This is a genomic window from Pelomonas parva (assembly GCF_043555835.1).
GTDB classification, from domain to species: domain Bacteria; phylum Pseudomonadota; class Gammaproteobacteria; order Burkholderiales; family Burkholderiaceae_C; genus Pelomonas; species Pelomonas parva.
The window spans coordinates 935778-948620 of record NZ_JBIGHV010000001.1; the positions used below are offsets into that span (position 1 = coordinate 935778).

Annotated in this window: 10 protein-coding genes and 1 tRNA gene; 8 read left to right on the forward strand and 3 right to left on the reverse strand. The window is 66.4% G+C overall.

Going from position 1 to position 12843, the window contains the following annotated elements; translation table 11 throughout:
- Nucleotides 1-56: 56 nt before the first annotated feature.
- Nucleotides 57-932 carry an MBL fold metallo-hydrolase gene (locus ACG00Y_RS03905; protein WP_394476142.1) on the forward strand — a complete coding sequence of 292 codons (876 nt, stop codon included), beginning with the start codon at nucleotides 57-59 and terminating at the stop codon, nucleotides 930-932.
- Between the two features lie 42 nt (nucleotides 933-974).
- On the opposite strand, the gene ACG00Y_RS03910 is transcribed toward ACG00Y_RS03905, so the two are convergent.
- From ACG00Y_RS03910 to ACG00Y_RS03920, 3 genes are all read right to left on the reverse strand, one after another.
- Nucleotides 975-2321, reverse strand: coding sequence for a TolC family outer membrane protein (locus ACG00Y_RS03910; RefSeq protein ID WP_394476144.1), 1347 nt, complete (start codon nucleotides 2319-2321; stop codon nucleotides 975-977).
- Between the two features lie 139 nt (nucleotides 2322-2460).
- The gene (locus ACG00Y_RS03915) at nucleotides 2461-3114 is read right to left on the reverse strand and encodes a protein-L-isoaspartate O-methyltransferase family protein (protein WP_394476145.1); all 654 of its coding nucleotides are present in this window, start codon (nucleotides 3112-3114) and stop codon (nucleotides 2461-2463) included.
- Between the two features lie 208 nt (nucleotides 3115-3322).
- Nucleotides 3323-3958, reverse strand: coding sequence for a TetR/AcrR family transcriptional regulator (locus ACG00Y_RS03920; protein ID WP_394476147.1), 636 nt, complete (start codon nucleotides 3956-3958; stop codon nucleotides 3323-3325).
- Nucleotides 3959-4086: 128 nt separating this feature from the next.
- On the opposite strand from ACG00Y_RS03920, the gene ACG00Y_RS03925 reads away from it, so the two are divergent.
- The 7 genes from ACG00Y_RS03925 to ACG00Y_RS03955 all read left to right on the forward strand — a co-directional run bounded on the left by ACG00Y_RS03925 (nucleotide 4087) and on the right by ACG00Y_RS03955 (nucleotide 12073).
- Complete coding sequence (locus ACG00Y_RS03925) at nucleotides 4087-4944, forward strand: undecaprenyl-diphosphate phosphatase (protein ID WP_394476149.1); 858 nt, start codon at nucleotides 4087-4089, stop codon at nucleotides 4942-4944.
- Between the two features lie 209 nt (nucleotides 4945-5153).
- Nucleotides 5154-5975: a type I methionyl aminopeptidase gene (gene map / locus ACG00Y_RS03930; RefSeq protein WP_394476150.1), complete on the forward strand. Its 822-nt coding sequence runs from the start codon at nucleotides 5154-5156 to the stop codon at nucleotides 5973-5975.
- A 1-nt stretch (nucleotide 5976) separates the two neighbouring features.
- Nucleotides 5977-8565 carry a [protein-PII] uridylyltransferase gene (locus tag ACG00Y_RS03935; RefSeq protein WP_394476152.1) on the forward strand — a complete coding sequence of 863 codons (2589 nt, stop codon included), beginning with the start codon at nucleotides 5977-5979 and terminating at the stop codon, nucleotides 8563-8565.
- Nucleotides 8566-8625: 60 nt separating this feature from the next.
- Nucleotides 8626-8701 (forward strand) — tRNA-Ala (locus ACG00Y_RS03940).
- A gap of 187 nt (nucleotides 8702-8888) precedes the next feature.
- A complete protein-coding gene (locus ACG00Y_RS03945) occupies nucleotides 8889-10196 on the forward strand; it encodes a tyrosine-type recombinase/integrase (protein ID WP_394476154.1) in 1308 nt (435 codons plus the stop codon).
- Nucleotides 10197-10217: 21 nt separating this feature from the next.
- Nucleotides 10218-11801, forward strand: coding sequence for a S8 family peptidase (locus ACG00Y_RS03950; protein WP_394476156.1), 1584 nt, complete (start codon nucleotides 10218-10220; stop codon nucleotides 11799-11801).
- Nucleotides 11802-11809: 8 nt separating this feature from the next.
- Nucleotides 11810-12073 carry a hypothetical protein gene (locus tag ACG00Y_RS03955; RefSeq protein WP_394476158.1) on the forward strand — a complete coding sequence of 88 codons (264 nt, stop codon included), beginning with the start codon at nucleotides 11810-11812 and terminating at the stop codon, nucleotides 12071-12073.
- Nucleotides 12074-12843 lie beyond the last annotated feature (770 nt).

Sequence of the window (12843 nt, forward strand, 5' to 3'; positions counted from 1 at the left end):
TCACTATATTCACAAATATAATGTCAGTCAACATACTGTTCAGAAAGGGGTCCCACATGGCCGCCAGAACCACCGTGCAAGCCTTCTTCGACGACAAGACCTGGACCGTCTCCTACGTCATCGTCGACAACGCCAGCCGATGCGCGGCCATCGTCGACCCCGTGCTGGACTTCGACTTCAAGTCAGGTCGCACCAGCACCGTCCAGGCCGACAAACTGCTCGCCTACATCGCGGAGCACGGCCTCCAGGTGCAGTGGATTCTGGAGACGCACGCCCATGCCGACCACCTGTCCAGCGCCCGCTACCTGCAGGGCAAGGTCGGCGGCCGCATCGCCATCGGCGAGCACATCCGCGAGGTGCAGGCGACCTTCAAGAAGCTCTACAACCTGGAGCGCGGCTTCCTGCCCGATGGCGCGCAGTTCGACCACCTCTTCAAGGACGGCGAGGTGTTCCACATCGGCACGGTCGAGGTGCGGGCGCTGCTGGTGCCCGGACACACGCCGGCCGACATGGCCTATGTCGTCGACGGCGCGGTGTTCGTGGGCGACACGCTCTTCATGCCCGACGTCGGCACGGCGCGGGCCGACTTCCCCGGTGGCGACGCGCACACGCTGTACCGCTCGGCGCAGCGCATCCTGGCGCTGCCGCCCGAGACGCGCATGTACGTCTGCCACGACTACCCGCCCAATGGCCGCACGCCCGCCTGGGAAACGACGGTGGCCGCGCAGCGGGCCGGCAACATCCATGTGCGCGATGGCGTCAGCGAGGCGGAGTTCGTCCAGATGCGTCAGGCGCGCGACGCCACGCTGGATGTGCCCACGCTGATCCTGCCGTCCATCCAGGTCAACATCCGCGCCGGCCAGCTGCCGCCGGCCGAGGACGACGGCGTCAGCTACCTGAAGATTCCGCTCAACGTGCTGGGCAAGGCATGAGAAACCCCGCCGCAGCGGGGTTCGGGGCGGCCGGTCGGGTGCCTACTTGACCAGCAGCGTGTTGACCGCGTTCACGTCCTCGGCGCGCAGCTGGCCCGAGGCCTGGCGCAGCTTGAGGCTGTTGACGACCACGTCGTAGCGCGCCTTGGCCAGGTCGCGCTGGGTGGAGTAGAGCTGGGTCTGGGCGTTCAGCACGTCCAGGTTGACGCGCACGCCGACCTTGTAGCCCAGCTGCGTGGCTTCCAGCGCCAGCTTGGTGGACGACTCGGCGGCCTCGTAGGCGGCCACCTGGGCCTTCAGCGACTGCACGCCGAAGAACGCGCGGCGCGTGGCCTCGGAGACGGCGCGGCGCGCGAAGTCGAGGTCGTTGCGGGCCTTGTCTTCCAGCACCAGGGTTTCCTTGATGCGGTTCTGCGTCAGGCCGCCGGTGTAGAGCGGGTAGCTCAGCGTCAGGCCGATGCTGGCCGTCTTGGACGTGCCCACGCCCGACGACTGCGCGGCAATGCCGGTCAGGTTGTTGTGCAGGTTCTGGCCGCCCAGCGTCGCGTTGGCGTCCAGCGTCGGCCGCTGGCCGGCACGGGCGATCTGCGTGTCCAGCTGCGCCACTTCCAGGCCCAGGCGGGCCTTGCGCACGACCGGGTGCTGCTCGTCGGCGGTGGCCACCCAGGTGTCGACATTGGTGCTGGGCAGGGCCGGCAGCGCCACCGGCTGGGCCAGGCCCTTGGGCTCGACGCCGACGCGGCCGACGAACTGATCCAGCGTCACGCGCTTGACGCGCAAGTCGTTGTCCGCCGCCAGCTCCTGGGCCACGGCCAGGTCGTATCGGGCCTGGGCTTCACGCGTGTCGGTGATGGTGGCCGTGCCGACTTCGAAGTTGCGCTTGGCCGAGGCCAGCTGCTCGGCGATGCCGGCCTTGTTGGCCTGCGAGGTGGTCAACGCATCCTTGGCCGCCAGCACATCGAAATAAGCCGTGGCCAGGCGCACGATGAGGTCTTGCTCGGCGCTCTCCAGGTCTGCCTGGGCGGCGGCGAGGCCGCGACGAGCCTTGTCGATGGTGGGCAGGTTGGCCGCGTTGTAGACCGAGTACCGGCCCTGCAGGCCCGCCGCCAGCGTGCGGTTGTTGACGCCGCCGCCGTTCGGCGGCTCCGAGCGCGCCTGGGTGGCGGAGGCCGACAGGCCCAGCGACGGCCGGGTCAGCGCCTCGGCCTGGGCCGCGCGGGCGGCAGCGGCCTCGGCGTTGGCGCGGGTCGACAGATAGGTCGCGTCATAGCCCCGCGCCGCGTCGTACAGCTCCTGCAGGCTCTGGGCCTGGGCCGCGCCGGCCAGCAGAAGGCTGGCGGCCAGGGCCAACGGTTGCAGGATCAGGCGTTGGGCTTTGACGAGGGGCATGGGATTCCTTGGCTGGAGCAATGTTTTAAGCAGCGGCCGGGGTTATAGACGCAAAGCCCGCCGGTGACTGAAGCCATGTGACGAGTTGCCCCTTGAAGGCGGCAAGCGGCATCTGGCGGCGACGGGCGGCGTCCACGAGTCAGAAGCTGAACGCAGGCGCCTCGGCAAACCCGGGCAGGCGGCCGGCCACCGTGTCGAACAGCTCGACGCGGCGGAAATCACTCGCGCCGGTGCGCGTGATGAGCACGGCGCGCATGACCGGCTCGCCACCAACGATGGCCGCCAGGCGGCCACCCACCTTGAGCTGGTTCAGCAGCGCCTGCGGCACCGAGGCGACCGAGCCCGACAGCAGGATGACGTCGAAGGGCTCCTCGGCGGCCAGACCGGCGGCGCCGTCCTGGTTCAGCACGCTGACGTTCAGCACGCCGGCGCGGCGCAGATTGGCCGTGGCCTGGGCGGCCAGGCCGGTGTCGGCCTCGACGGCGATGACGCGCTGCGCCTTGTGGCCCAGCAGCGCGGCCAGGTGACCGGTGGCGGCGCCGATCTCCAGCACCTTCTCGTGGCGCTGCACCTTCAGCTCCTGCAGCAGCCGCGCCTCGACCTTGGGCGCCAGCATGCGGCGCGTGGCGGTCAGCGGCAGCTCGACGTCGACGAAGGCCTGGTGCCGGTGCGCCTCGGGCACGAAGTCCTCGCGGTGCACGACGTGCAGCAGTTCCAGCACGCTCGTGTCCAGCACGTCCCAGGGGCGGATCTGCTGCTCGACCATGTTGAAGCGGGCTTGTTCCAGGTTCATCTTGTTCTCCGGGCGGGGTACGGCGGTAAAAACCAAAATTCTAGGTGCCAGAAGCTGCGAACAGGCCCGGCGCGACCGAGCAGACCGCCGCAGCGTCGCCAATCAAGGCGCAAAGCGGAGTCGTAGCTCGGCTACGGCGAGCATTTGCAACGCAGAGTGGCGGCGTTGCGGAGGAATGAGCGGGCGTGAGGAGCCTGTTCACAGCTTCTCAAGCCAGCAGGCCGTGCAGCAGCAGCGACATCTGCGCGTCCAGCAACTCCTCGGCGCTCATCGTGCGGTGGCACAGACCCTGGTCGCCAAACGAGTGCTCCTGCAGCAGCATGTGCAGCATGGGCGCGATCAGCAGGTGAACGGTCGCCTCGATGGGCACGGCGCGGAACTCGCCACTGCGCATGCCGCGCTCGATGAGGCCGCCGATGAGCCGCTGGGACGGCTCGATGACCTCGTCGATGTAGAACGCGGCCAGCTCGGGGAAGTTGCGCGCCTCGATCATCATGATCTTGCAGACGCCACCCGCCTTGCCGTGGCCGACCTTGGCCCACCAAGCCTGCATCATCTGCCGCATCAGCCCGGCGATGGGGCCCTCGTGCTGCGCGGCCAGCGCGGCGGACTCGGCGATGTGCACCGACAGGTTCTCCCGCACCATGGCTTTGAACAGCTCGTCCTTGCTCGGGTAGTAGCGGTACAGCGTGCCCTTGGCGACGCCGGCACGCGCGGCCACCTCCTCGCTGCGCGTCGCGGCAAAGCCCTTCTCGACGAACAACGCCAGCGCCGCGTCCAGCAGCTCCTGCGGACGGGCGTCCTTGCGGCGTTGACGGGGGGCGGCTGTGACCAAGGGCGGCATAGTTAATGACCGAAGGGTCATTAATGTAGCCACCGCGCCGGCCGGCGGCAAGCTCGGGCACGAGTTGTGCAACGGGGCCTCGCTACACTGCGCCGCCCTTTGCATCCCTAGCCTTCGGAGCCTTTTACGTGGACGTCATCCTGCTGATCAAAGCCGCCATCATGGGCATCGTCGAAGGGTTGACGGAATTCCTGCCGATCTCGTCCACGGGGCACCTGATCCTCGCCGGCTCGCTGCTGAACTTCGTCGGCGAGAAGGCCAAGGTGTTCGAGATCGCGGTGCAGACGGGCGCGATGTTCGCCGTCGTCTGGGAGTACCGCGAGCGCCTGGCCAACACGGTCAGGGGCATCACCCACGAGCCGCAGGCGCAGCGCTTCGCGCTCAATGTGCTGATCGCCTTCATCCCGGCCGTCGTGCTGGGGCTGGCCTTCGGCAAGTACATCAAGGCGCATCTGTTCCACCCGGTGCCGGTGGCGCTGGCCTTCATCGTCGGCGGCTTCATCATCCTGTGGGTGGAGGCACGCCACAAACGCCTGTACGGAGCGATGGACATGCAGGGCGGCCGCAAGGCCCGCATCGAGACCGTCGACGACATGAAGCCGGTGGATGCGCTGAAGATCGGCCTGCTGCAATGCCTGGCCATGATCCCCGGCACCAGCCGCTCGGGCGCCACCATCATCGGCGGCGTCGTGCTGGGCATGTCACGCAAGGCGGCGGCGGAGTTCAGCTTCTACCTGGGCATCCCGACGCTGATGGGCGCCGGCGCCTACTCGGTGCTGAAGCAGCGCGACGCGCTGGACTGGGCCGATGTGCCGATGTTCGCCGTCGGCCTGGTGTTCGCGTTCTTCAGCGCGCTGCTGTGCATCCGCTGGCTGATCCGCTACGTGTCCAGCCACGACTTCAAGATCTTCGCGTACTACCGCATCGTCTTCGGCCTGGTCGTGCTGGCGACATGGTGGACGGGCACGGTCGTCTGGGCCGACTGAAGTGAAAGTGCCCCTCGCCCAGTCCCGCGCCGCTGAACGCGGGCGCGCCTAGTCGGTCCCCCGTGGGGACGGCGATGCTTGCGGCGTTGAGCCGCAAGCACATCGCCGAGTCGGGCCGGCTTGGGAGCGGCCCGGCGCTCGGCCCGAGTACCAGGCCCTACACGCCCAGGTCCCGCAGAGGCGGGATGGGCAACTGAGATAATCCAGCCATGGCCATCACGATCAAGACCGCTGCCGATGTCGAAGGCATGCGCATCGCCGGGCGCCTCGCCTCCGAAGTCCTGGACATGCTCACCGCGCATGTCAAACCCGGCATCACGACCAACGAACTGGACAAGCTCGCGCACGACCACATCGTCCACGTGCAGCAAGGCATCCCGGCGCCGCTGAACTACTGCCCGCCCGGCTACATCCCTTACCCGAAGTCCATCTGCACCTCGGTCAACCAGGTGGTCTGCCACGGCATCCCGAACGACAAGGCGCTGAAGAACGGCGACATCGTCAACATCGACGTCACCGTCATCAAGGACGGCTGGCATGGCGACACGAGCCGCATGTTCGTCGTCGGGGAAGGCTCCATTGCGGCCAAGCGCCTGTGCGCCTTCACGTATGAAGCCATGTGGAAGGGCATCGCCAAGGTCAAGCCCGGCGCGCGCCTGGGCGACATCGGCCACGCCATCCAGACCTTCGCCGAGAACGCCGGCTTCTCCATCGTGCGCGAGTTCTGCGGCCACGGCATCGGCCGCGTCTTCCACGAGGACCCGCAGGTGCTGCACTACGGCCGCCCGGGCACGCTGGACGAACTGGTGCCCGGCATGATGTTCACCATCGAGCCCATGATCAACGCCGGCCGCCGCGAGATCCGCGAGACCGGCGACGGCTGGACCATCGCCACCAAGGACCGGTCCCTCTCGGCCCAGTGGGAGCACACCATCCTCGTGACGGACACCGGCTACGAAGTCATGACGGTCTCCGCCGGCAGCCCGCCGCCGCCGGCATTCATCACGCAGGCTGCTGCCGTTAGCGCCTGACGTGGCGACGCTCGCCGATCTCCGCCAGCAGTTCAAGGCCGGCAAGCAGGCGCTGATCGACGGCTTCCTGGCCGAGCGCCCGACCCAGGCCGGCGCGCGCACGCTGCTGCGCCGCCTGGCCCGCCATGTCGACGACACGCTGCGCAGCCTGTGGGCGCAGGCCCGCATGCCCGAAGGCGCCTGCCTGGCCGCCGTTGGCGGCTACGGCCGCGGCGAGCTGTTCCCGCATTCCGATGTCGACGTGCTCGTGCTGCTGCCCGACGGCGTCGAGACCCACCAGCCCGGCCCGGTCAAGGCCGCCATCGAGGGTTTCATCACGTCCTGCTGGGACGTGGGCCTGGAGATCGGCTCCTCGGTGCGCACGCTGGGCGAATGCCTGAGCGAGTCGGCGGGCGACGTGACAGTGCAGACGGCGCTGCTCGAAGCCCGCGCGCTGGCCGGTGACGAGAAGCTGTTCGAGCGCATGACCGAGCGCTTCGCGCTGGCCATGGACGTGCGCGCCTTCTTCCGCGCCAAGATGCTGGAGGGCTCGCAGCGCCACACCAAGTTCGACGACACGCCGTATGCGCTGGAGCCCAACTGCAAGGAAAGTCCCGGTGGCCTGCGCGACCTGCAGATGCTGCTCTGGATCGCGCGCGCGGCCGGCCTGGGCCACACCTGGCGGGGCCTCGTCCAGCGCGGCCTCATCACGCCGTTCGAAGGCCGCCAACTGCAGCGCAACGAAGGCCAGCTCACGCTGATCCGCGCGCGGCTGCATGCCGTGGCCGGCCGGCGCGAGGACCGCCTCGTCTTCGACCTGCAGACCGCCGTGGCGCAGAGCTTCGGCTTCCAGAGCACCGGCTCGCAGCGCGCGTCGGAAGTGCTGATGCGCCGCTACTACTGGGCGGCCAAGGCCGTGTCGCAGTTGCATCAGATCCTGCTGCTGAACCTGGAGGAGCAGATCAGCGGCCCGGAGCAAAGCCAGCTGCGGCGCATCGACGGCCAGATCGACTTCCTGGACCGCGGCCGCATGCTGGAGGTGGCGACGGACGACCTCTATCTGCAGGACCCGCACGCCATCCTGCGCACCTTCCTCGTCTACCAGCAGACGCCCGGCATCAAGGGCTTGTCGGCCAGCACGCTGCGGGCGCTGTACAACGCGCGCGGCCTCATGGACGCCGCCTGGCGCCGTGACCCGGTCAACCGCGCCACCTTCATGGCCATGCTGCGCGCGCCCGAGGGCCAGACGCATGCCTTCCGGCTGATGAACCAGACCTCCGTGCTGGGCCGCTACCTGTGGGTGTTCCGCGCCATCGTCGGGCAGATGCAACACGACCTCTTCCACGTCTACACCGTGGACCAGCACATCCTCATGGTGCTGCGCAACGTGCGGCGCTTCCTCGTGCCCGAGCACGCCCACGAGTACCCGTTCTGCTCCCAGCTCGCGGCGCAGTTCGACGCACCCGAGCTGCTCTACATCGCCGCCCTCTTCCACGACGTGGCCAAGGGCCGCGGCGGCGACCACTCCGAGCTGGGTGCCGTCGAGGTGCGGCGCTTCTGCCGCCAGCACGGCGTCGGCGCGGACGAGACGGCGCTGTGCGTCTTCCTCGTCGAGCATCACCTGACGATGTCGCGCGTGGCGCAGAAGGAAGACCTGTCCGACCCCGACGTCATCGCCGCCTTCGCCGCCAAGGTCGGCAATGCGCGCAATCTCACGGCACTGTACCTGCTGACCGTGGCCGACATCCGCGGCACCAGCCCCAAGGTCTGGAACGCCTGGAAGGGCAAGCTGCTGGAGGACCTCTTCCGCATCACGCTGCGTGCGCTGGGCGGCGCGCCCATCAATCTCGACGCCGAGATCGAGGCCCGCAAGCAGGAGGCCAGGCAAGCCCTGGCCCTGCACTCCCAGCTGCCCGGCACCGAGGAGCCGCTGTGGAAGACGCTGGCCCTGAGCTACTTCGCGCGCCACGACGGCGCCGAGCTGGCCTGGCATGCGCGCTCGCTGTGGCGCCACGTCGAGACGCAGGCGCCCATCGTGCGCGCCCGGCCGTCGCCTATTGGCGAAGGCCTGCAGGTGTTGGTCTATGCGCCGGACCAGCCCGACCTGTTCGCCCGCATCTGCGGCTACTTCGACAGTGCCGGTTTCAGCATCCTCGACGCCAAGGTGCACACCACGCGCAAGGGCTATGCGCTGGACACCTTCCAGGCCATCCGCCCCGAGGCGGACGTGCACCACCGCGACCTCGTGCCCATGGTCGAGCAGAAACTCGCCGCCGTGCTGCTGGCCGGCGGCCCGCTGCCCGAGCCGCGCCGGGGACGGCTGTCGCGGCGCGTCAAGAGCTTCCCCTACTCGCCGCGCATCTCGCTGCGGCCTGACGAGCGCGCCACCGCCTGGCTGCTGACCATCTCCACCAGCGACCGCGCCGGCCTCCTGTATGCCATCGCCCGCGTGCTGGCGCGCCACCGCATCAACCTGCAACTGGCCAAGATCTCGACGCTGGGCGAGCGAGTGGAGGACACCTTCCTCGTCGAAGGCCCGGCACTGCAGCAGAACAAGGCGCAGATCCAAATCGAAAGCGAACTGCTGGACGCGGTATCGCTGCCGGCCTGAGCCACGCGCCGTCGCGACCGCTGGCCGCTTTCTTCGACGGCTATACTTTTTGCGTCGTGTGGGGGGGTAGCTCAGCTGGGAGAGCGCCGCGTTCGCAATGCGGAGGTCGGGAGTTCGATCCTCCTCCTCTCCACCAACCGATCATTCCAGACGGTTCCGCACCGTCCCATGAAATCCGAAAAGCCCTTGAGAATCAACGCTCTAGGGCTTTTTTCTTTTGCTTACGGTCCCAGCACATCCCAGGAGATCCGAGATCACATTGCAGTAACTAACGCAGTAACTCGAAAATTTGGGCCTCCGAGCCCGAAAAGTTACTGCATGCCATGGCACAGCATCTGATCCCCTCCAATGCCACCCTCAAAGCCATCAAGGCGGGCGACAGCCGCAAGCGCTTGAACGACGGTGCAGGCTTGTATCTGCTGCTGTTCGTCAAGGGCGGCTCCCACGCCTGGCGCCTGGACTACGCCGTTGCTGGTCGGCGCAAAACGCTCAGTCTCGGCACCTATCCACTCACCGGTCTCGCGGAGGCCCGCAAGCTCGCCGACGACGCACGCAAGCTCGTCCGCGCCGGTTTCGACCCCAGCAAGCATCGACAAGCCAAGCGCGCCGAAGTGGAGAAGCAGCGGGAGCTGGAGGCGCTTGCCGAAGCAGGGATTGCCGCCCCGGGAACGTTTGAGGCGGTCGCGCGCGAGTGGTTCGCCAAGAACGAGTCCACCTGGGCTGACTCGCACTCCGACAAGATCATCAGGCGCCTTGAGCGAGACGTGTTCCCGTGGATCGGCAGCCGGCCGGTCAAGGAAATCAAGCCCGCGGATGTCCTCGCCCTGCTGAGACGCGTTGAAGAACGGGGAGCGCTTGAAACAACCCATCGCGTCCAGCAGAACTGCGGTCAGGTTTTCCGCTACGCAGTGTCGACCGGGCTCATCGAAAGCGATCCAAGCCGCGACTTGCGTGGCGCCCTACCCGCTTGGAAGCCTGTCCACTACCCGACCATCACCGACCCGCGCGAAGTCGGACAGCTACTTCGCGACATCGATGATCACAAGGGCAAGCTCGTCACCCGGATCGCCATGCAGCTGACGCCCTTGCTGTTCGTGCGCCCAGGAGAGCTTCGCCAAGCTGAATGGTCGGAGATCAACCTCGAATCTGCAGAGTGGCGCATTCCCGCCGCAAAGATGAAGCGGCGCGTCATGCACATAGTGCCGCTTTCCACCCAGGCTGTCGCGTTGCTGAAGGACTTGCAGCCGCTCACCGGCAAGAGGAACTGGGTGTTCCCAGGCAACCGGACGAACGGCGAACCGATGAGCGAGAACACGGTGAACGCCGCGCTGCGGCGCATGGGCTATGACCGCACGATGCTGACCGCCCACGGTTTTAGAGGCATGGCTTCAACCATGCTGCACGAGCAAGGGTGGCCTTCCGACGTGATTGAGCGGCAGCTGTCCCATGTTGAACGCAACGAAGTCAAGGCTGCGTACAACCATGCGGAGTACCTTCCTCAGCGCAGGGAAATGATGCAGGCCTGGGCTGACTACCTCGACTGCCTTCGTGCCCAGAAGCCAGCTCAGCCGAGCACTGCACATCGGTCCGCGCCTGCGGCCAACTCAGCGTCTCGTGTTGCAGCAGCGTGACCGAGCAAAGCAAGGACAGTCGTGACCAGCACACCGAAATTCCCTAAGCGCTTCGTCGTCATTCCTCAGAAGACATCGGTGAACCTGGACGAGCCGCAGAAGATCACCGTGGTCGGCCTAGGCCAGTTCACCACCCGCTCGCCCGCCGCTCGAAGGTCGTTTCAAGTGGCCATCGCGGCGCCCCCCGGTCGAGGAGGCGGCGCGACGCAGGTCAAGATTCTTGCGGCCAGGCCGGCGGCGCTGCAGCCGGCGCCCGGGCTCAAGGTGGTGAAGACCTCGCCGACCGACTGCGCGGTCCTCGTTGAGGGAGGGAATCTCAGCCTGACCGAAGTTCAGGAGAAGTCTGTTCCTGGAGCCAAGGTTTTCCAGGAGCAGTGGTACCGGCTGGATCGCCCCGCTCGACCCTGGCGCAAGTTGAGCACTGAGCTCAAGAAGCCGCGCGTGAAGCCCGGACATGGTGCGACGTACCAAGTCAAGGTGGTGGTCGATGGTCCAAAGCCCATACCACTTGCGGATGCGCTGGTCACCGTCATGCTGAACTCTGCAAAGGGTATCGGTCTGGAGGTCCGTACCGACACGGAAGGCATCGCCACATTCGTGTTGAGCAAGAGCACTTCAGAGCTCGAGTCCGTTGCCGTCGAACCTTTGCACTCTGCGTGGCCAGTTGCCCTGCTGAGCGTCTCAGTTCCCCAATCGACCCTGACCGTGAAGGTGCCCGCCCTCGCGATTGATGAGCCGGACGCGCGCAACAAGGTGTACGGCAAGGCCAAGATCGGCGACGGCAAGAAGGTTCGCGTCGGTGTGATCGACACCGGTGTCGGCAAACATGCTGCGCTGACGGTTCTCGGTGGGATGAACACCACGGGCGAGTCGGCGACGCTCTACACCGACGAGGAAGGTCACGGAACGCATGTGGCGGGGGTCATCGCTTCGTCAGCAAGCGGCTGGCGTCGAGGCGAGGCGCCAAAGGTCGAGCTGCTCTCCTACCGGATCTTCAAATCCGGCGCTGAATACGCCTCGACTTTCGACATCTCCACAGCGATCAAGCAGGCTGCGGCCGACGGATGTGACCTGATCAACCTCAGCATCGGCGGCGCCGAGGACGGCGCAGTCAAGGATGCCATCGACCTTGCCTGGGAAGCGGGCTGCGTCTGCATCGCGGCCACCGGGAACGATGGGCACGACAACGTCGACTATCCGGCTGGCTACAAACGATGCTTGGCGGTGTCGGCCATCGGACTTGAGGCGAGCTGGCCGGCCGGCACCTACATCGATTGGACCTTGAGCAAGGTGACGGGCAAGCAGATCGCAGGGTCGCAGACATTCTTCGCGAGCTTCTCGAACCGTGGATCCAAGGTGGCGATGACCGCTCCCGGGGTTGCCATCGTATCGACGATATTTGGAGATCGCTGGGGCGTCATGAGCGGCACCTCCATGGCAAGCCCGATCGCCACCGGTGTTGTGGCGCGCGGCTTGGCCGGTAGCCTGGCGTTCGATCTCCCGCGGGACGCCGCTCGCTCCCAGGCCATCGTGGATCTCGCTCTTGCGAACGCCGAAGACCTTGGATTCACGGCCAGTAGGCAAGGAAAGGGCTTGGCGCGATAATCGAGGCCATGAGCAGGTACGTTTTCTCGTTCCCCGCGCTGCAGCCCGACCCTGCTGTGGTGGCTGAGGCGCAGACGACCGTCAAGGCGTTGGGTGCCACGGTGGTGCGCTGCATCGCCGGCTCGATGCTGCTCGACGCTGCCCCCGCCGTCGCGTCCAAGGTTGCTGCGGCCATGCCTGATTGGCGGCTGAGCGAAGAGAACTGCGGCTACCGAGCCCCGGAACGCACCCCGTTGCAACGCGCGCGTCAGGCGGTTAACGGTAGGCGGTAATCCTGGATCGGGTGCAAGGGATAGCGAGTTCGAATCCCGCCGTACAGACCAAAAATAAGAAAAGAAATCAAGGATTTAGAAGCGAAAGCCTCTAAGTCCCTTTTTCATTTCGGCTCGAATTTCAGTTCCAGGGGTGAAGCAGAATTCTGCTTGCTTGTCGGCTAGTGATTGGCTGCCTGTCGAGGGAGCGATGCCGGCGCTGCCGAAGCCTCACGCCCCGTCCCCAGCCTCCCGAACACGGCGCTTTTCTCAGGCTGGCAGGTGACGTCCTCGTCGTGCCGCCCAGCGTGACGGCGACGTTCCAGGCGCGTTTGACGAGCGACGATCAGTCGATCCAAAACGACGACCACGGATTCACGGTTGCGTCTTCCAGTGAGCATGTCAGCATCCAGTCCCGTTCGACGAGCACATGATCCAGTCTTCATGAGCACCGGCGGCTGCCAGGGGCATGCGAACGGAGCAGTCCGTCGGCTTCGCAGCGTTTTGCACAGCACCCAAGCGATCTGGCCGCCGCACACCGCGTCAAACTGCGGCGAATGTCTGCTGATCGACGGGGTCGAACGGGTGATCTCGACCCGTTGCAGCCGAAGGCCCGGGCGCCGTGGGCGGCAGCAAAGTGCCCTTATGTACAGCTCTCCATAAAGGGCACTTATGCACAGTGCTCGATTATGAGTAGCTCAGTAGGTGCTCGTGCGACATCTCCCTCGTGCGGGGGGCGTGCCTGGGCTTCGAAACTGTCCATAGTTTCGTCATGCTCAAAGGCGTCAAAC